Raw genomic sequence first — 19191 nt, 5'->3', positions numbered from 1 at the left:
GGCGCGCCCTATTCCTTCGCCACCTGCCCGCGGGCCATCACGAAGCTCACCGCTTTCAGCACGGTGACATCCTCCAGCGGATTGCCGCGCACGGCGATCAGGTCCGCGCTCTTGCCGGGCTCCAGCGTGCCGACCTCATCGGGCAGGCCGAGCAGGTCGGCCGCATTCACCGTGGCCGCCATGATCGCTTCTTCCGGCGTCATGCCGAAGCGGACGAGCAGCTCGAACTCATCGGCATTGCGGCCATGCTTGGACACGCCGGCATCGGTGCCGAATGCGATCTTCACGCCATTGGCATGGAGGATTTCAAGGCTGCGCCCCGTGATGCCGATGCGCCATTCGATCTTCGCGCGCACATCCGGCGCATAGGCGCCCGGATTGGCGGCCATCCGCTCGATATATCCGTTCACGGTCGAAAGCGTCGGCACATAGTAAGCGCCCGACGCGACAAACGCATCAATCGTCTCCGGATCAAGAATGGTTCCGTGCTCGATCGAATCAGCGCCGGCCTCGAGCGCCAGGCGGATGCCATCGGCGCCATGCGCATGGGCCGCCACCCGGCGGTCGAACAGCCGCGCGGTCTCGACGATGGCGCGCACTTCATCCTCGAACATCTGCTTGCCGAGGCCCGCCCCGATCCGGCTGTTGACGCCGCCCGTGGTCGCCATCTTGATCACATCGGCCCCGCGCGAGACCTGCAGGCGCACAGCGCGGCGGCATTCCTCCGCGCCATTGCAGGTATTGCTGCGCTCCTCGAAATAGGGCCGCAGCTCCTCGCGGAAGCCGAGCGCGGGATCGGTATGGCCCGAGGTGCCGGAGATCGAGCGGCCGGAATCGAGAATACGCGGGCCCATCACCTGGCCGGCATTTACCGCATCGCGCAGCGCGAAGACCGCCCCGTCGCCATCGCCGAGGTTGCGCACCGTGGTGAAGCCCGCATTCAGTGTCTTCAGCCCGTTCTCATACGCATTGAACGCCTGCCGCGCGGGCGAGAGGGTCACGCCCTCCAGCTGCGCCGCGATCCCGCCGGTATCGGAGGTGAGGTGCACATGGCTGTCGATCAGCCCCGGCAGCACGAAGCGGTCGCGCAGATTGATCACCCGCACCGAGCGGTCAGACGGATTCCGGTAGCCGCTCTCCAGCGACACGATCCGGCCATCGGTAATGGTGATCGTCGTCGCCCCGCGCGGCGGATTGCCCGGAATGTCGAGCACGCGGCCGGCATGGATCACCACTGTCTCGGCCATGGCGGGCAGGGTCGCCGCCAGCGCCAGCGCGCCAGCCGCCGCCATGCGCAGGAAGCGCGGAAAACGCGGGAAAAGTGTCATCAGGAAGCCCTCCGGAAACCAGCCTTTGAATTCGGCATATGTGTTATAAGACGCATTACCGGACAAAACCCGCGTGTTCCATGGCACAGGCCCTATATGTCTGAGGAGACAAAGACAGGAGGCCCCCATGATTGACCTGATTATCGACAAGCGCACACGCGACCTTGGCGGCGGGTTCGAGGTCGGCCGCGTACTGCCCTTCGCCAAGCGCCGGATGGTCGGCCCGTTCATCTTCTTCGACCAGATGGGCCCGGTGGACTTTGCCCCCGGCATCCCGCGCGAGCTGGATGTGCGCCCGCATCCGCATATCGGCCTTTCGACCGTCACCTATCTCTATTCCGGCGCGATGACACACCGCGACAGCCTCGGCTTCAAGCAGGAGATCCGCCCCGGCGCGGTCAACTGGATGACCGCCGGCAAGGGCATCACCCATTCCGAACGCCTCGAATATGCCCGGATGAACGGCGCGCACATGCATGGCATCCAGGCCTGGGTCGCGCTGCCGAACGAGGACGAGGAAATTGATCCCGGCTTCTGGCACCATCCCGAAGACAGCCTTCCCGGCTGGACCGAGCCCGGCCTCGCCGCCCGGCTGATTGCCGGGACGTCCGAGGGCATGGACGCGGGTGTCAACGTCCGCTCGCCCCTGTTCTACATGCATTGGGACATGCAGCCCGGCGCGAGCCGCCATGTGCCCGAAGGCCATAGCGAGCGCGCGGTCTACGTCGCCGCCGGCGCCGCCGAGGTCGCCGGCCAGCGCCTCACCGCCGGCCAGATGGCCGTGCTCGGCAAGGGCAGCGTCCGTGTCACCGCCGATGGCCCGGCCACGGTCATGGTGCTCGGCGGCGAGCCGGTCGGTGAACGCTTCATCTTCTGGAACTTCGTGTCGTCCTCCAGGGAGCGCCTCGAACAGGCGAAGGAAGACTGGAAACAGGGCCGGATGAAACTGCCCGACGGCGACGCGGAAGAATTCACGCCGCTGCCGGAAAGTTGATCAGGCGGCGCGGCCCGAGGCGGCCTTGCTGACCGGGCCCGCGCCCAGCCGCGTCGATGTCGCGCTGGTGCTGAACTTCAGGATATAGACGAGCGAGCCATTGCGCGCCTCGCGCATCTCGATCTGGCCGCCGATGGTCTGCATCAGGGCGCGCCAGACGAGGCGGTCTTCGGACGTCTCAGACAGGAAATCATCGCCCGCGCTCGCAGCCGTGCCGCCGAACTTGGCAGCCTCCACCGAGACCCAGCCCTGCTGGCCGCGCACGCCGCAGCGCACCCGCAGCGTCCCGCCGCCCCGGCAGGCCTGGCCAAGCTCCAGCAGCACGGCGGAGAACACGCGCGAAACCACCCGCGCCGCCTTCGCGCCGTCAATCATCGTGTCATGGCCCGAGGGCGCATCGATATCGACACCGAACGAAGTGATCGTGCCGGATTTCTGCGAGATGACCTGGGCAAGCGTCTCCTTGAGCGAGACATCCGCGCTTTCGACCACATTCTCGCCGCCCTCGGTGATCGAGAGCACTTCATCCACCAGGCTCAGCGCCTGTTCGGAACAGCTCACCATCTTCTCGGCCACGAAGCGCACTTCGGCCTCATCGAACGGAATATTGCTGCGCGGCTCGAAGCGCGACGCCATTGCGCGCAGCGTCCGCAGCGGCAGGCGCAGCTCGCGCGTGACCGATCCCACAAACCGCTCCACCGCAAGGCGCGCTTCCTCGGCATCCCGGCGCGCTTCGTCCGCTTCCTGGCGCAGCTCTTCCATATTGGACACATCGGTATGGATCACGACGCGCGTGCCGGAGCTTGTCGGCACGCAGGAGCGCATCACGCCACCGACGCCCGGAACATTGCGCATGTCCGTACCCGGACGGAAATCGGTTTTCTCGAGCCCGCGCGGGAACCAGCGCTGATGCACGGCGTTCTGGATGATGACATTGCCCTGCGCATCATAGATCGCGAAGGCTTCGGGGATCGCGGTCACGGCATCCAGCAGCTGCTCATGGTTCTGCGCAGCAAGGCGTTTCGCCTCCATCTCGAGCAGAAGGTTGCGATACCCGTTGAGGCCCGCAAAGGAGGATGCCACCAGCAGCACGAAGCCGAGGATCACGATCGTCGCCGGCAGGCCGACCGGCGCAATCAGGAAGCCGAACAGGGCAACCGAGGCCGCACCGAGCAGGAAGCGCGCGCTGACATTCGCCACCGGCGAGACTACCGCGACCACGCCGGCCTGCATCCCGAACACGACGGCAAACATGGAGACTTTCAGGCCGAGATCGCTGGCCGGCGCCAGCATGATGCACAGGCCCCACCATGCGCCGAGAATCCCGGTGGCCCATTCCGCCCGCTTCAGGAACCGGCCGCGCACCGTGCGCTGCGAATTCTCGCCCTTATGGCTGCTGCTCCACATGATCTGCGAAATCGCGAAGACCCAGATCGGCACAAGCCAGGCCAGAAGCAGTACAGGCTCGCTCACAGCGTACAGCGTGAACACAACTGCGGCAGAATTTACGAGGTTGATGAACCCCATCACTGTAAGTAGTGACACGAGCCGGTGATGCATATACGCAGTCACGTCAGGCGTCTCGCCACGCCGGAGTCGCCCGGCGCCGAGGATCGGGAAGAGCAGGACGTCTGAAAGGCCGATCGACATCTTCATGCGGGTATACCTAACAGGACATAATGAAGATGAATTTGTGGAGATGCGCGCGCTCTCCCCTATTTTTTTTACTGAATCTTAAGGGCTTATGAGCGCTGCCGAGCAAACTTCTCTGGCGATTCTCGGAGCCGGGCCGGGCGGCCTGACCCTCGCCGAATTCCTGCGCCTGCGGGGTTTCACGGGCGCCTCTCTGATCGAGCGAGCGCCCCGTGTCGGCGGCAAATCCGACAGTCTCGACCTTGGCGATCTCATCGCCGAAATGGGCACCTGTTATGCCACCGGCGCGCACAAGGATGTGCTTGCCTGGATGAAACGCCAGGGCGCGCCCTTCCGCATCCTGCGCCGCACCAGCATAGATGGCGCAAGCCTCAAGGATTATATCGGCACCGCCGGCGGCCCGCCTCTGCCGGCACAGGTCCTCACCTATCTCGGCAAGCGCGAACGCCTCCTCGGCCAGTTGCGCGCGACGCCCGACAAGGCCTCGGTTCTGCGCGAAGCCGCCATGCCCGCCGAGGCCTGGCTGAGCGAGCAGAAACTGCCGAAGATGATCCGGTTGATGTACCGCGCCGTCACCGCGCTCGGCTATGGCTACCTCAATGAAGTCTCGATCTACCAGGCCATGCAATGGGTGGATTTCCACACCATCATGAGCGGGGCGACCGGCAAGCTCATCATGCCCGCGCGCGGCTGGACCGACTTCTGGGAAACCCTCGCCGGCCCCCATGATGTGCGTCTCTCGCGCGAGGTGACGCGCATCGAACGCGGCCCCGAAGGCGCCCTCATCCACTTCTCGGACGGCGCCCGGCTCGCCGCCCACGCGCTCGCCTGCACCATTCCCGTCGATGACTGGAACCGCCTTGTCACTGATCCGTCAACGGATGAAAAAGCCGTCGCCGCCGCAATCACCTGGAAAGGCTATGCCACCTCGCTCATTGTCGTCGAGAACTGGTTCACCAGCGAGGACATCCGCTCCTTCTCAAGGGCCTTCCTGCCGGGCTCCTATCCCGGCCAGCTGATCTCGGCGCGCTATGAGGGCCACAGCCCGGATTTCGGCGGCCATCTCTATGTCACCGGCCAGATCCCCGGCGACTATACCCCGGCGGAGCTGCGCATCTTCCTGGAGCGCGACCTCGCAGACCTCGGCGCGAAGCTCGTCAACGTCGTCAATGCCAAGACCTGGCGCTATTTCCCGCATTACGACCTGAAAGCCCTGGAAGACGGCCTCCTCTCCACCCTCGCGCGGATGCAGGGCGCCTCGCGCACCTGGTATTCCGGGGCGAGCTTCTCGCACGAATCGGTCGCCAATGTCTCGCGGCTCAACAAGGCGCTCGCCCCGCGCCTGATCTCTTCCCTTCGCGCATAAGTCTTATCGCGCGCGCGGCCTGCTGGCGGCCCCGCCCCGGCCCTATCTGCAACGGTGTCAATATCAGCCACCCGCAGGAAGACCTCCCATGTCCAACATCCTCGTTCTCAAAGCCAGCGCGTCTGGCCCGTCCTCGGTCTCGAACCTCCTGATCGACGCGGCGCTGCGCGACATCCGCGCCGCTGACCCGGCCGCCCGCATCACCGTGCGCGATTTCGGCCGCGAGCCCCTGCCGCACCTGACCGAGGCCAACCTGCCCGGCGTGCGCGGGGTGCCTTCCACCGATGAGCACAAGGCCGCCCGCGAGCTCTCCGATGCCCTCATCGCCGAACTGAAAGCCGCCGACACACTCCTCATCGGCGCCCCGATGTATAATTTCAGCGTGCCGACCACGCTGCGCAGCTGGTTCGACTTCGTGCTCCGCGCCGGTGAAACCTTCCGCTATTCCGAGGCCGGCCCCGAAGGCCTCGTCAAAGGCAAGCGCGTGATCGTCATAGAGACGCGCGGCGGCCTCTATTCAGAAGGCCCCGCCGCCGCCATCGACTTCCAGGAGCCGTACCTGCGCCAGCTGTTCGCCTTCATGGGCGTCACCGACGTGACCTTCATTCATGCCGAGAAGATCGGCTACGGCCCGGACGCCCGCGACGCCGCCATCGCTTCGGCTGAATCGAAACTCGGCGCCCTGCTGCGCCAGCCCGCCCCCGCCGGCGCATAACGCGCCCGCTTCTTGCCATTCACCCGCCCAGCGCCTAACGCTTCGGCCTCAAGGTGCGGGCGTGGTGAAATGGTAGACACAGGGGACTTAAAATCCCCAGGCCCTCGGTCGTGCCGGTTCGAGTCCGGCCGCCCGCACCATGCCTGAAAACATAGCCGGTCAAGGCACACCCAGCAATTGCGCAATCCGTGCGGCGATCCAGATTTCATTGCGGCCGTTGGTCTGGCCCTCGAAGAAATCCGATTGCTGGCGCGATATGAAAATCTCCCGCCGGATCGTGACACTGGTGAAGCCCGCATCATGCGGCGTCACTTCGATGAAGTACCGGTCTCTCCAACGGTCTTTCAGGATATTGTCGCGCAGCGTGTAGGCCGTGACGAACAGGTCACCGCCATCCGCCGCAAACTCAACTTGCGTCTCCAGTTCTTCCACCACCTGCGGAATCACAGCTGCGACGTCCTGCGCCTCTGCCCGGTAGGTCCGGCAATATGGCACCTGCGCATTCAGCGACCGGCGCAAAACATGGTCCCCCACAAAATTCGGACGCTGTACCATATGCAGGCCAAGCATCAGCGCCGGAGCGCTTTCCTCGATGCCCTCCTGCAGCCCGGCGGCGGCCCCCTCATTGATCGCCGATCGCAGGAAGATCGTTTCATAATGCCAGTTGCGCAACTCGCGCGGCTGCAGGTCCGGGGAAAGGTTCCTGCACCCCTCGATGACCGGCCCATGGCCATCCTCGTCCGATATTCGCAGCGGGCCCGTCCGCGTGGCGCAGGCGCTCAGCAGGCACACCGCTGCCATGCCCCATGCAATGCCGCGCGCAACGCCTCCCGGCCGCCGCCCTGCGCGATCTGCCCCATTCACTTTCGGCCGCATCTTTTTGCCCCATGTCCGCCCCGGGGCTCACTCTTGCAATTTTCCGCATAAAATCAATCTCCCTGTCCCGGGCCGCCCGCACCATTTTGCCTCCCGGCGCGAAACCGGCTAGCGTTCCCCCGAGCCAGAAGAATACCCGCGGGGGGACGACAGCATGACCGAAGGCGACCGCAAGGCCGCGGCCCTCCGCCCCGGCGGAGCGGCAAGGATCGGGCTTTTCCTCGGTCCGGCGCTGGCCCTGCTGATCGCGCTCGCCCCGGCCCCGGACGGGCTGGAGCGCGGCGGGATGCTGGTCGCCGCCATCCTCGTGCTGATGGCCGTCTGGTGGGCGAGCGAGGCGGTGCCCATCGCCGTGACATCGCTGCTGCCCCTCGGCCTCCTGCCGCTCACCGGCGTCGCCACCCTGCGCGAGATCGCCGCCCCCTATGCCGACCAGGTCGTGCTCCTGCTCCTCGGCGGCTTCATCATCGCCATCGGCATCGAGAAATGGAACCTGCACCGGCGCATCGCGCTGAACGTGCTGATGGTCTCCGGCGCGCGGCTGAAGCTGCTGGCCGCCGGCTTCATGCTGGCGACCGCGCTCCTGTCCATGTGGATCTCCAACACCGCCACCACGCTGATGATGGCCCCCATCGCCCTGTCGGTTGCACTTGCCGCCGGCGGCGGAGCAAAGCTCGCCGGCGCGCTGCTGCTCGGCATCGCCTATGCCGCCTCCATCGGCGGGCTCGCCACCCCTGTCGGCACGCCCACCAACCTCATCGCCATGGGCTGGCTGCGCGAGAATGCCGGCATCGACATCAGCTTCCGGCAATGGATGATGCTCGGCCTGCCCATCGTCGCCCTGATGCTGCCGGCGGCCTGGCTGATGGTCACGCGCGGGCTCGTCTCCCCGCCCGGCGCCTCGGCCGCCGCAAGGGACGTGATCCGCGAGCAACATGCCGGCCTCGGCCGCATCACAAGGCCGGAAGCCCATGTCGCGATGGTCTTCGGCGGCGTCGCCCTCGCCTGGATCCTGCGCGAACAGATCGTGCTGATCCCCGTCTTCGCCGGCCTGACCGATATGGGCGTCGCCATCCTCGGCGCCATCGCGATGTTCCTCGTGCCCCATGGCAGCCGCGATCCCGCCCACCGCGAGGCCGGCTGGGCGCTGCTGACCTGGGACGACGCCAAGGCGCTTCCCTGGGATGTCGTGCTGCTGTTCGGCGGCGGGCTGTCCCTGGCCGCCGGGGTTCAGGCCTCCGGCCTTGCCACCTGGCTCGGCAGCATCCTCGCCGGCCTCGGCGCCGTGCCTGCCATCCTGATGCTGCTCGCCCTCATCGCCATCATCATTTTCCTCACCGAGATCATGTCGAATGTCGCCGCCGTGACGACCTTCCTGCCCGTCCTCGGCGCGCTGGCCCTGGCCATCGGGGCCGATGTGCAGACCCTCGTCATCCCCGTCGCGATGGCGGCGTCCTGCGCCTTCATGCTGCCCATCGCGACCGGCCCGAATGCCGTCGTGTTCGGCCTGCGCCAGTTCGCCATCGGCCACATGATCCGCACCGGCCTCTGGCTGAACCTCGCCTGCGTCGGCATCATCACCCTATATTTCGGCCTCGGCCGGTAAGCGCGCCGCAGAACTACACTTTTGAGTATATAAACTTACACAACCAACACATTGACGTGACAGTTCCGGCGCCTTAAGTGCGCGCGCCAGCGGGAGAGTGCCGCCGGATACCGGAGTGTCTGTGTCATGCGCCTTCTGGCCTCAGCCCTTGCTGCGTGCCTCGCGGCTGTGTCCGCGCCGCACGCCCGAGCCGATGATACCCAGCTCTGGACCCTGTACAGCGTCAACGGCCAGCTGCCCGGCGCCTCGAACTGGACCTACATGGCCAATACCGAGCTGCGCTTCGCCGGTAATGCCAGCGAGCTGTCCACCTCGATCCTGCGCGCCGGCCTCACCTACAAGACCCGGTCGGGCCTCAGCCTCGGCGGCGGCGTCCTGCGCAGCTACAATGGCGGCCTGTTCACCGATGGCCGCGAGAACCGCCTCTGGCAGGAAGCCAGCTACACCCTGCTCGACCTTGGCGAACCCAGCCTCACGGGCCGGACCCGGTTCGAGCAGCGGATGCAGGATGCTGGCGGCGAAACCGGCTGGCGCCTGCGCCAGCGCATCCGCTACACGCGCCCCCTGCCGCACCCGGATCTGTCGCTGGCGATCACCAATGAAGTGTTCTGGTCCCTGAACGGAACAGCCTGGGGCCAGGATGCCGGCTTCGACCAGAACCGCCTCGGCGCCGCCATCACCTGGAAAACCGGCAGCAATGTCAACCTCGAGGCGGGCTATACCTTCATCGCGATCGACGGCGAGGACCAGCTGATCGACGAGACGCGCAACATCTTCCAGTTCTCCCTGTCGCTTGCGCTCTGAAGCGGCGCTGCGAAAAGTGGGAACCGATTCTCGGGAAAACGCCGCGACAAATCAAAGACCAGAAACGAAAAAAGCACGCCCCGTTCCCGGCGCGTGCTTCATCCGTACTCAGACAGGCTGCGCGGCTGGCGCGCCGCCCGAATGGTCTCAGGCGAGTTCGATGGTGCTGACGGCAGGCTTGCCGGAGCGCTTGTCGATAGCCGTATCGTAGGAAACCTTCTGGCCTTCGTTCAGGTGGGCAATGCCCGAGCGCTCGAGCGCCGAGATGTGCACGAACACATCATTGCCGCCATTGGCCGGGGCGATGAAGCCGAAGCCTTTTTGGCTGTTGAAGAATTTCACGGTACCGTTGTTCATTTGAGTTCGTCTCATAGTCGTTTGTGGGCTGACAGTGCGTCAACCCTTGCAGATCGAAGTTTGGAGGGGTTTCTGAAACCGCTTGCCCTTTGCAGGAAGCGCGCGCCTGATCGTCCGGCCAATGTCGATGGGCGCCCTATGACGCATAATTGCCGGCGGGGCAAGTTACTTTTCCACAAAGGTTGCAGGGGTCCCGAAACAGGACTTTTCAGGTAACCCGCTCGAACACCGCCGCCAGCCCCTGCCCGCCGCCGATGCACATGGTCTCGACGCCGTAGCGCGCGCCGCGCCGGTCCATCTCCCGCAGCAGCGTCGCCAGGATCCGCCCGCCCGTCGCGCCCACCGGATGGCCAAGCGAGATGCCGGAGCCATGCACGTTGAGCCGCGCATAGTCCTCATCGGCAAAGCCCATCGCCTGCGTGCAGGCAAGCACCTGCGCAGCAAACGCCTCGTTGAGTTCGATCAGGTCAATATCCTTGAGGCTCAGCCCCGCCAGCTTCAGCGCTTTTTCCGTAGACGGAACAGGCCCGATCCCCATCACCGCCGGGCCGACGCCCGCCACTGCCCAGGATTTCAGCCGCGCCAGCGGCTTCAGCCCGTTCGCCTCAGCCATTCCCCGCGTCATCACAAGACAGGCCGAGGCGCCGTCATTCTGCCCGCTGGCATTGCCCGCCGTCACCGTCGCCGCCGGGTCCGCGCCGAGACGGATCGGCTTCAGCTTCGCCAGCACCTCCACCGTGGAATCCGCCCGCGGATGTTCGTCCGCGCTCACCACCGTGTCGCCCTTGCGGCCTTTGACCGTGAACGGAATGATTTCCTCGGCAAACACGCCGCTCTTCTGCGCCGCCACGGCCTTGGCATGGCTCGCAGCCGCAAACGCATCCTGCGCCTCGCGCGTGATCTGGTAATCGCGGCGCAGGTTTTCCGCCGTCTCCAGCATCCCTCCGGGTACGGGGTAATTCCTGCCGCCGGCTGTCAGCCGCCCGGTGATCAGCCCGTCATTGATCGTCATGTTGCCCTGCCCGAGGCCCCAGCGCAGCCCGGTCGAATAGAACGGCGCATTGCTCATCGACTCCGCGCCGCCCGCGATCACGCAGTCCATCGCGCCGGTCGCCACCTGCATCGACGCATTGATGATCGCCTGCAGGCCGGAGCCGCAGCGCCGGTCAATCTGCATCCCCGTCACTTCCACCGGCAGGCCGGCATCGAGCGCCACAACCCGCCCCAGCGCCGGCGCATCCATCGAGGGATAGCATTGCGCGAAGATCACATCATCAACCTTGTCCTTCGCCAGCCCCGTGCGCGCCATCAGACCCTCGACGACGGCGGCGCCGAGTTCATGCGCGGAAACGCTCTTGAACGATCCGCCAAACCCGCCGACGGCTGTGCGCACCGGCTCCACGATCACGACATCGCGCATCTCATCCTCCCGGAAAATTTTTCACGCCCCAGTTAGTCCGCGCAACGCCGCCTGCGCAAGCCGCGCACGCGCCGCAGGCACGCGTGACGCTGCGTCAGGCCGCGACAATCCTGAAGCGGCGTTCCGAAAAGTGGGAACCGGTTTTCGCAAAAGACGCCGCGATGAACCTAAACGTCGAAATCGAGGCCAAGCCCCTGATAGCGGTCGCGTTTTTCCTGCCAGCGTTCGTCCACCTTGACAAACAGGAACAGGTGCACCGGCCGCTCCAGCATCTCGGAAAGCTCCAGCCGCGACAGCCGCCCGATCTCCTTGATCAGGCTGCCGCCCTTGCCGAGCACCATCGCCTTGTGGCCATCCCGGCCAACAATCACAGCCTGCTGTATACGGACGGATCCGTCCGCCCGCTCCTCCCAGCTCTCGGTCTCCACCATCAGCTGGTAGGGCAATTCCTGATGCAGGCGCAGCATCAGCTTCTCGCGCGTCACCTCCGCCGCCAAGAGCCGCATCGGCAGGTCCGCCACCTGATCCGGCGGATACAGCGCCGGGCCTTCGGGCATCCGCGCCGCAATCGCCGCCTCCAGTGCCTCGATGCCATCTCCGCGTGCGGAGGAAATCATGAAGATCTCCTCATACACGCCCTCCGCATTCAGCGCCGCCATCACGGGCAGGATCTTGTCATGCGGGAACAGGTCAATCTTGTTCAGCGCCAGGAGCGCCTTCGCCCCGGAGTCCTTCAGCTGGCTGATCACCCGCCGGTCATCCTCCAGCGAATGGCGCTGCGCCGCGCTCGGCCGGCCGGACTGTTCTGCCACCCAGGCCGACGCGTCGATCAGGTGCACGATACAATCGGCCTCCTCCGCCCCGCCCCAGGCGGCCTTCACCATCGCGCGGTCCAGCCGGCGTTTCGCGGCAAAGATGCCGGGCGTATCGACAATCACCGCCTGCGTGTCGCCCATCTGCGCGACGCCCCGCACCGGAAAGCGCGTGGTCTGCACCTTGTGCGTCACGATGGCGACCTTGGCGCCGACAAGGCGGTTGGTAAGCGTCGACTTGCCGGCATTCGGCGCGCCGATAATGGCGCAGAAGCCTGCGCGGCGGATCTCTGTCTCTGTCATTCTGTTCCCGTCAGTTCCCGGAGCATCCGGGCGGCTGCCTCGCGCTCTGCATCGCGTTTCGAAGGCCCGCTCGCCCGGGCCGCGCCCGGTTGCAGCCGCACTTCAACCTCATAGACCGGCGCATGGTCCGGCCCGCTCCGGCCCGTCACCACATATTCCGGCAACGGATGACCCCGCCCCTGCGCCCATTCCTGCAGCAGGGTTTTCGGGTCCTTCGTCTCTGCCGGCGCGGCCTCGAATTGCGGCGCCCAGGCCCGCTCGATAAACTTGCGCGCGGCGGTGAGGCCCCCATCCTCATAGATCGCGGCAATGATTGCCTCGCACGCATCGCCCAGCGCCGATTCCCGCTCGCGCCCGCCGGATGCAATCTCGCTCTCCGACAGGATCAGGTAAGGCTGCATCTCCAGATGCCGCATCGCCTCGGCGCACGCGCTTTTCTTCACGAGGCGGTTCAGCCGCGGCGCCAGGTCTCCCTCTCTCTCGGTCTGCCGCCGCGCGATCAGCCGCTCGGCAATCAAAAGGTTCAGAACCCGGTCGCCCAGGAATTCCAGTCGCTGGTTCGACAGCTTCACGGCGTCCGCCGTGCCCACCGCGCTCGGATGCGTCAGCGCCCGCTCCAGCAGCTCCGGCGCCTTGAACCTGTATCCGATCTTCTCCTGCGCCGCCTTCAGCGCGTCTGGCGACAGGGCCGGTCGCGGCGCTTTCACGGCGGCGCGCTGGCGTGTGCGTTTGGGCCGCGCGGGTTTCATGGCGCCGCCACCGGCAGTGCCTCAATGATCACCTGAGCTTCCGCCCACGGATGATCGTCCGTCAGCGTCAGGTGCACCGCCGCGCGGTAGCCCTCCGGCGTCAGCTTCGCGAGCCGCTCCGCCGCCCCGCCCGTCAGTTCAAAGCCCGGCTTGCCCGAGGGAAGATTGATCACGCCCAGGTGCTGCCAGTGCACGCCCGCGCGCGGCACACCGGTGCCCAGCGCCTTCGCCATTGCTTCCTTCGCCGCAAACCGTTTCGCATAGGTCTCCGCCACCAGCATCCGGCTGCGCGCCTTGGCAATCTCGTGCGGCGTGAAAATGCGCCGCTCGAAGCGTTCGCCATACCGGTCCAGCGCCTTTTGGATGCGCTCGATATTGCACAGATCGTTCCCGATACCGATGATCACGCGCGCGCCTCGTCCATGCGCCGCCGCATCTCGCGGATCGAGGCGTCGAGCCCGATGAAGATCGCCTCGCCCATCAGAAAATGCCCGATATTCAGCTCTGCGAGTTCGGCAATCGCCGCCACCGGCCCGACATTCTCGAAAGTCAGCCCATGGCCCGCATGAGGCTCGATGCCCCGCCGCCGCGCATCCGCTGCCGCCGCCGCCAGCCGCACAAGTTCCGGCTGCGCCGCTTCCAGCCCGCCCTCGGCCCAAAGCTCCGCATACCGCCCGGTGTGCAGCTCCACCACTGGCGCGCCGAGCACTTCGGACACCGCGATCTGCACAGGATCAGGCTCGATGAACAGCGACACGCGCGCGCCCGCTTCGTTCAGCCGGCGGACGATCGGTGCAATCTGGTTATGCAGGCCCGCCACATTCAACCCGCCCTCGGTCGTGCGTTCCTCGCGCCGCTCCGGCACGATACAGGCCGCGTGCGGACGATATGCCTCGGCAATTGCAGTCATCTCTTCGGTGGCCGCCATTTCGAGGTTGATCGGCAGGGCGCTCGCCGCCCGGATCGCGTCGAGATCCCCGTCGCGGATATGCCGGCGGTCCTCGCGCAAATGGATGGTGATGCCGTCCGCCCCGGCCGCCGCCGCAATCGCCGCAGCCCGCGCAGGGTCGGGATGCGGGCCGCCGCGCGCATTCCGGATCGTCGCCACATGATCGATATTGACGCCGAGACGCAGCCGCGCGCTCATCCGGCAAGCCCTCTGGAGCCGGGCTTCACAGCATCCAGCGCCATAAGCTCCGGGGGCAGATCATCGGCGGCATAGTCCGGAAAGTTCACTTCCGCCAGCGAGACCAGCCGGCAGCCGACATCCGCCCGCCCGCCGGACCGGTCGATGATGCACGCCCCGCCGACCACTTCGCCGGGCAGGCGCGCCAGCGCCGTCACGGTTTCCCGGAAGGACAGCCCCGTCGTCACGATGTCTTCCGCGATCAGCACCCGCTCGCCCGGCGCAATCGAAAAGCCGCGCCGGAATTCAAGCTCCCCGCCGACGCGCTCGGCAAAGATCGCCCGCGCGCCGAGATGCCGCGCCAGCTCATAGCCCGGAATGATCCCGCCGACCGCCGGGCCCGCCACAACATCAATCCGTCCGAAGGCGGACTTTACCTTCTCTGCCAGCGCCCTAGACAGCTGCTCGGAAAGGTCAGGCCGCGAAAAGACCAGTGCCTTCTGCAGGAAAACAGGGCTGCGCCGCCCGGAGGAGAGGATGAAATGCCCCTCCAGCAAGGCGCCCGCCTGCCGGAACACGGCAAGCACGTCGTCACTGGTCATCCTGTCCCTCCTGGTCGCGCACCGCGCGGTCAACAACGGCCAGCGAGCGCAGCGCCGCAAGAATCTGCGTCAGCCGTTTCAGGTCTTCCACTTCAATATCCATCATCAGCTCAATAAAATCGGGATGGCGCGAGGCCGTCGAGATGCCGGTGATATTGCCATTCGATTCGGCCACTGCCGAGCAGAGTTTCGCCAGCACGCCGCGCTGGTTCGCCGCATTCACGCGGATACGCGCCACCGCCACCGCGCCGGTGCGCGCAAGGCTCGTCCATTTCAGGTCGCGCCACAATTCCGGCCGGTCATCATACTCAGCAAGGCGCGGACAACTTGATACGTGTACGACCAATCCCTTCTCCGGCACCTGCACCCCGATGATCCGGTCGCCCGGCACAGGATGGCAGCACGCGCCAAGGTGCAGCGTCACGCCCGGCGTCAGGTCATTGCCCTCGACGAACAGCGGCGCATGATCGCTGTCGATCGGCGTCTTGGCGCTGTCATCGGTGCGCTCGGGCTGATAGCCGGGAAAGACCTGCTGGATGATCTGGGCCGTCTGCACGCGCCCGCGCCCCACCGCCTCACGCATGTCGTCGAGGGTGCGAAAGCCGAGCGCGCGCGCCACATCCAGCAGCATCACATCCACGGGGTCCGCCCCCGTCCGGCGCAGCGCCTGATTGATCAGCCCCTCGCCCAGCCGGCGGAACTCCGCCGTGTCGCGCTCGCGCTCCAGCCGCCGCAGCGCCGACTTCGCCCGGCCGGTATGGGTCAGCATTTCCCATCCGCGCACAGGCTGGGCCGTCTTGCCACGGATGATCTCCACCACATCGCCATTCTTCAGGGGGCGGCGCAGCGATTTCTCCTCGCCATTGATCCGTGCACCGATGGCCGTGTCGCCCACGGCCGAATGCACCGCATAGGCAAAGTCCAGCGGCATCGCGCCGGCCGGCAGGATGATCAGCTTGCCCTTCGGTGAGAAGGTGAACACATGCTCGCGGTACATCTCCAGCTTGGCATGTTCGAGGAATTCGCCCGGCTCCGCCCCGTCGCGCAGCAGTTCGGCAAAGGCTTTCAGGTTTGCATCCGGGTCGAGGCCGGCGGCCCGCGCCGAATCAAGGTCAAAGCCATAGGAACGGTTCTTGTAGCCCCAATGCGCGGCCACGCCATATTCCGCCGTCAGGTCCATCGTCTCGGTACGGATCTGCAGCTCCACTCGCCGGTTGCCGGAGGCACGCAGCGTCGTATGGATACTGGCATAGCCGTTCGGCTTCGGCACGGAGATGAAGTCGCGGAAGCGGTCCGGAATACACGCCCAGTTGGTATGCAGCACGCCGAGCACCTGGTAGCAATCCATCGGTTCACTGACGATCACGCGGAAGGCAAACAGGTCCGCCACATCGCGGAAGGAAATCGACTTGCGCTCCAGCTTGCGCCACAGCGAATAAGGCTGCTTCCTCCGCCCACGGATCCTGTATTTTATGCCCGTCGCATCCAGGAGGCGCACAAGGTCGGCGCGAATGCGGTCCAGGTCGCCCCGGTTCTCCCGTTCCAGCTCTTCCAGCCGGAAGATGATGGCGCGCCGCGCCTCGGGGTTCAGCTCCCGGAAAGCGAGGTCGTCCATCCGCGCGGCGAGGTCATACAGGCCCACGCGCCGGGCCAGCGGCGCATAAATGTCCATCGTCTCGCGCGCGGTGCGCTGGCGGCTTTCCGGCTTCTTGCGGAAGTGCAGCGTCTCCATATTGTGCAGCCGGTCAGCGAGCTTGACCAGCAGCACACGGATATCGCTCGTCATCGCCAGCAGGAATTTCTGGAAATTCTCCGCCTGCGCCGTCTCCCGTGAGGTGAATTCCAGCTTGTCGAGCTTCGTCACCCCGTCGACCAGTTCAGCCACATCCGCGCCGAAGCGCACCTCGATGTCGCCAATGTCGATCTCGGTATCCTCGACCACATCATGCAGGAGGCCCGCCGCAATCGTCACCTCATCGAGGCGCACATCAGCGAGCAGGCTCGCGACCTGCACGGGGTGGGAATAATACGCTTCGCCGGAATCCCGGGATTGTTCGCCATGATGTTTCTTGGCGAAATCATAGGCCATGCCGAGCAGTTCGGAACGCACGCGCGGGTGATAGGCCCGCACCTTGGCGATCAGCTCCTCACGCGACAGGACGGGCGGCGGACCGGATGGCTCGCCTGAGGCGGGGACCGGCTTTCCAGCCCCTTGCTCCGATGCGGAAAGGGCGCTGCCGTCCATGGATGCTCCTAGAGGCGGTCGTCGCGCCCGGATTCAAGCTCGGCCTGATAGGCGCGCAGCACATCATCCTCGCTCGCGGCCGGGGCGGCCTGAAGCGCCACGCGGTCAGCCTCGCGCTCATTCTCCTCGCCGGGGCGGATTTCCTGCAGGTTGGAGATCAGCGCTTCCTTGACGACCTTGATGTCGACCGAGGAGTCCGCAATCTCGCGCAGCGAAACAACCGGGTCCTTGTCATTGTCGCGGTCCACGGTCAGCGGCGAGCCTTCGCGGATCATGCGCGAACGGTGCGCGGCGAGCAGCACGAGCTCGAACCGGTTGGGAACCTTCTGGATGCAGTCTTCGACAGTAACACGGGCCATGGGCGGTATGGGTCTCCTGAGAACCGCCCTTTATATGCGCTGCAGCACGCCGCCGCAACCCGTCCTTGCACACAGAGGCAGGACTGGGCTATCCGGGGCGAAACGCTTTCGGGGCCGCTGAATTTGGCCCCTCCCTATTGGAAGAAAAGGATAAAGCCAATGGCTTTCTACAAGGATGAGCGCGTCAGCCTGTTCATCGATGGCGCCAATCTCTATTCCGCCGCCCGCGCGGTCGGGCTCGAGATTGATTTCCGCAAGCTGCTGAAGGAGTTCCAGTCCCGCGGCCGGCTGGTCCGGGCCAGCTACTACACCGCCCTGGTCGAGAGCGACGAATACAGCCCCATCCGCCCGCTGGTCGACTGGCTGGCCTATAATGGCTTCAATGTCGTGCGAAAGCCCGCCCGCGAATTCGTCGACCGCGAGGGCCGCAAGCGCGTGCGCGGAAACATGGATGTGGAGCTCGCCGTCGACATGCTCGAGGCCGCCGCCTGGAGCGATCATATTGTCCTGTTCAGCGGCAATGGCGATTTCCGCCGCCTGGTCGAGGCCGTGAAGGCGCGCGGCGTGCGCGTCTCGGTCGTCTCGACGATGAATTCCAGCCCGCCGATGATCGCCGATGATTTGCGCCGCGAGGCCGACACCTTCATCGAACTCACCGACCTCGGCGAACTCGTCGCCCGCCCCCGCCGCGACACCCCGAACGACGCCCAGCTCGCAGACGACGAGGACTGAGCCTTCCCACTGCCGGCGCCCCTGACCCCTCTCCCACAAAGTGGGAGAGGAGGGACCCGCGACCGCAGGTCGCGGGAGGTGAGGGTCTTCCTCTCAGCCTCTGCCCGCCAGACCCCGCTCACCCCCGCGAAGGCGGGGGCCTCGATCAGCTCAAGCCAGACAAAACCGCCCCAGCCTGCGCGGGGACGAGCGAAGCTGTAAATTGTAAGTTGAATCAGGCGCCTAGCGCCGCATCGTAAAGGTGATGCCGGCGAAATCCTCGGAATCCTTCAGCGCCCGGTTGCGGTCGTCGAATTTCATCTCGCGGCGGATATAGCTGAAGGACAACTGCCCCGGCCCGCGCTGGATCGAGAAGCCGGCCTGCAGGTCGCCCACCGTCACCTGGTCGCTGCGCTGCACATCCATGATGTCGCTCAGCGACGGCATACTGCTGGAATTGTCCCAGACCAGCGCCTCGCCATCGGCGCCGACGAAGAAGTACCAGCCCTCGGGCGTCTTGCCGCCCAGTTCCAGCCCCTGGCCGAAGCGGACTTCACCGCCGAGCCGCCGGGTCGACAGGTCGCCCTCGCTGCGGATCGCATAGCGCGGCAGCACGCTGACATCGAAGCCGAGGCCCGTCCGGTCAGACGGTGCATCAATCGACAGGCCGACAGACATATCGCGCGTCACCTCGACCGGCCGGCCATAGCGCGAAGTGGCGATCTCGGCGGCAACCGCCGACAGCGCCGGGCTTCCGCCCCAGGCAAGATTCGTCTGGGCCAGCGGCAGGTCTGCCGCGCCCGTGCCCGTCAGGTTGAAGCCCGCCCACCGTGCATCCGGCGCCAGCGCTACGGTGACCGTGCTTTCGGGCGATCCCGCCAGCAGGATGGCGCCGGGCGCGCCGACGCCGACTGTCTCGGCCATCTGCGCGGACGGCGCGTTCAGCGGTCCCTGCCCCAGCGGCCCGGGCACAGCCAGTTGCATGTTCATCGAAACAGGTGCGGCGGCCGAAGCGCCGGTGGCGGTTTCGGACGATACACACCCATGACAGAGCATGGCTACAAAGCTGGCGGCGGTCGCGAACATGATCCCTCTTGCGCCTCTCACGGCTGAACCTCGTCTACTCATGGTATTAACGAGGATCATCGCTTTCAGTTCCAATATC

General features: G+C 65.8%; 19 protein-coding genes and 1 tRNA gene. 7 read left to right on the top strand and 13 right to left on the bottom strand.

From position 1 onward, the window contains the following. Positions 1-8 precede the first annotated feature (8 nt). Complete coding sequence (locus tag ACK4SV_RS01370; RefSeq protein ID WP_409915989.1) at positions 9-1328, bottom strand: amidohydrolase family protein; 1320 nt, start codon at positions 1326-1328, stop codon at positions 9-11. Positions 1329-1455: 127 nt separating this feature from the next. Between ACK4SV_RS01370 and ACK4SV_RS01365 the strand changes: the two genes are divergently transcribed. Beyond that, on the top strand, positions 1456-2322 hold the full coding sequence (locus ACK4SV_RS01365) for a pirin family protein (RefSeq protein WP_409915988.1): 867 nt from the start codon (positions 1456-1458) through the stop codon (positions 2320-2322). Here the strand turns inward: ACK4SV_RS01365 and ACK4SV_RS01360 are convergent, their stop codons facing one another. Then, positions 2323-3978, bottom strand: coding sequence for a hypothetical protein (locus ACK4SV_RS01360; protein WP_409915987.1), 1656 nt, complete (start codon positions 3976-3978; stop codon positions 2323-2325). An 88-nt stretch (positions 3979-4066) separates the two neighbouring features. Between ACK4SV_RS01360 and ACK4SV_RS01355 the strand changes: the two genes are divergently transcribed. The 3 genes from ACK4SV_RS01355 (at position 4067) to ACK4SV_RS01345 (ending at position 6196) form a co-directional block, all read left to right on the top strand. Continuing rightward, positions 4067-5341 (top strand): FAD-dependent oxidoreductase, encoded by a 1275-nt coding sequence (locus ACK4SV_RS01355; protein ID WP_409915986.1) that lies wholly within the window; start codon positions 4067-4069, stop codon positions 5339-5341. Between the two features lie 88 nt (positions 5342-5429). Beyond that, on the top strand, positions 5430-6056 hold the full coding sequence (locus ACK4SV_RS01350; RefSeq protein ID WP_409915985.1) for an FMN-dependent NADH-azoreductase: 627 nt from the start codon (positions 5430-5432) through the stop codon (positions 6054-6056). A gap of 55 nt (positions 6057-6111) precedes the next feature. Continuing rightward, positions 6112-6196 (top strand) — tRNA-Leu (locus ACK4SV_RS01345). Between the two features lie 19 nt (positions 6197-6215). Here the strand turns inward: ACK4SV_RS01345 and ACK4SV_RS01340 are convergent. Beyond that, on the bottom strand, positions 6216-6857 hold the full coding sequence (locus ACK4SV_RS01340) for a hypothetical protein (RefSeq protein WP_409915984.1): 642 nt from the start codon (positions 6855-6857) through the stop codon (positions 6216-6218). Positions 6858-7086: 229 nt separating this feature from the next. Here ACK4SV_RS01340 and ACK4SV_RS01335 point away from each other — a divergent pair, with 229 nt between their 5' ends. After that, positions 7087-8538 (top strand): SLC13 family permease, encoded by a 1452-nt coding sequence (locus tag ACK4SV_RS01335; protein WP_409915983.1) that lies wholly within the window; start codon positions 7087-7089, stop codon positions 8536-8538. Positions 8539-8664: 126 nt separating this feature from the next. After that, entirely contained in the window at positions 8665-9342 is a 678-nt protein-coding gene (locus ACK4SV_RS01330; RefSeq protein ID WP_409915982.1) for a DUF2490 domain-containing protein, read from the top strand. Positions 9343-9489: 147 nt separating this feature from the next. Here the strand turns inward: ACK4SV_RS01330 and ACK4SV_RS01325 are convergent, their stop codons facing one another. From ACK4SV_RS01325 to rpoZ, 9 genes are all read right to left on the bottom strand, one after another. Then, positions 9490-9699, bottom strand: coding sequence for a cold-shock protein (locus ACK4SV_RS01325; RefSeq protein WP_409915981.1), 210 nt, complete (start codon positions 9697-9699; stop codon positions 9490-9492). A gap of 208 nt (positions 9700-9907) precedes the next feature. Further along, positions 9908-11119 (bottom strand): acetyl-CoA C-acetyltransferase, encoded by a 1212-nt coding sequence (locus tag ACK4SV_RS01320; RefSeq protein WP_409915980.1) that lies wholly within the window; start codon positions 11117-11119, stop codon positions 9908-9910. Positions 11120-11286: 167 nt separating this feature from the next. After that, positions 11287-12234: a GTPase Era gene (era, locus tag ACK4SV_RS01315; protein ID WP_409915979.1), complete on the bottom strand. Its 948-nt coding sequence runs from the start codon at positions 12232-12234 to the stop codon at positions 11287-11289. Beyond that, positions 12231-12983, bottom strand: coding sequence for a ribonuclease III (gene rnc, locus ACK4SV_RS01310; protein ID WP_409915978.1), 753 nt, complete (start codon positions 12981-12983; stop codon positions 12231-12233). Before rnc ends, era begins: the two co-directional genes overlap by 4 nt. Continuing rightward, positions 12980-13390 (bottom strand): holo-ACP synthase, encoded by a 411-nt coding sequence (gene acpS, locus ACK4SV_RS01305; RefSeq protein ID WP_409915977.1) that lies wholly within the window; start codon positions 13388-13390, stop codon positions 12980-12982. The genes rnc and acpS overlap by 4 nt, the downstream gene beginning before the upstream one ends. Beyond that, positions 13387-14130, bottom strand: a complete 744-nt coding sequence (locus tag ACK4SV_RS01300; protein WP_409915976.1) for a pyridoxine 5'-phosphate synthase — start codon at positions 14128-14130, stop codon at positions 13387-13389. Before ACK4SV_RS01300 ends, acpS begins: the two co-directional genes overlap by 4 nt. Then, the gene (pyrE, locus tag ACK4SV_RS01295) at positions 14127-14711 is read right to left on the bottom strand and encodes an orotate phosphoribosyltransferase (RefSeq protein WP_409915975.1); all 585 of its coding nucleotides are present in this window, start codon (positions 14709-14711) and stop codon (positions 14127-14129) included. Before pyrE ends, ACK4SV_RS01300 begins: the two co-directional genes overlap by 4 nt. Next, on the bottom strand, positions 14701-16956 hold the full coding sequence (locus ACK4SV_RS01290) for a RelA/SpoT family protein (RefSeq protein ID WP_409915974.1): 2256 nt from the start codon (positions 16954-16956) through the stop codon (positions 14701-14703). The genes pyrE and ACK4SV_RS01290 overlap by 11 nt, the downstream gene beginning before the upstream one ends. Positions 16957-16964: 8 nt before the next feature. Further along, the gene (rpoZ, locus tag ACK4SV_RS01285) at positions 16965-17315 is read right to left on the bottom strand and encodes a DNA-directed RNA polymerase subunit omega (RefSeq protein WP_409915973.1); all 351 of its coding nucleotides are present in this window, start codon (positions 17313-17315) and stop codon (positions 16965-16967) included. A 159-nt stretch (positions 17316-17474) separates the two neighbouring features. On the opposite strand from rpoZ, the gene ACK4SV_RS01280 reads away from it, so the two are divergent. Beyond that, a complete protein-coding gene (locus ACK4SV_RS01280; RefSeq protein WP_409915972.1) occupies positions 17475-18047 on the top strand; it encodes an NYN domain-containing protein in 573 nt (190 codons plus the stop codon). A 222-nt stretch (positions 18048-18269) separates the two neighbouring features. Here the strand turns inward: ACK4SV_RS01280 and ACK4SV_RS01275 are convergent, their stop codons facing one another. Beyond that, on the bottom strand, positions 18270-19112 hold the full coding sequence (locus tag ACK4SV_RS01275) for a hypothetical protein (protein WP_409915971.1): 843 nt from the start codon (positions 19110-19112) through the stop codon (positions 18270-18272). Between the last annotated feature and the right edge of the window lie 79 nt (positions 19113-19191).

The sequence above is a fragment of the Hyphomonas sp. genome, assembly GCF_046313735.1.
Lineage (GTDB): Bacteria > Pseudomonadota > Alphaproteobacteria > Caulobacterales > Hyphomonadaceae > Hyphomonas.
Note: the sequence above shows the minus strand (reverse complement) of the source record. Positions and strands in the feature narration are given on the sequence as shown.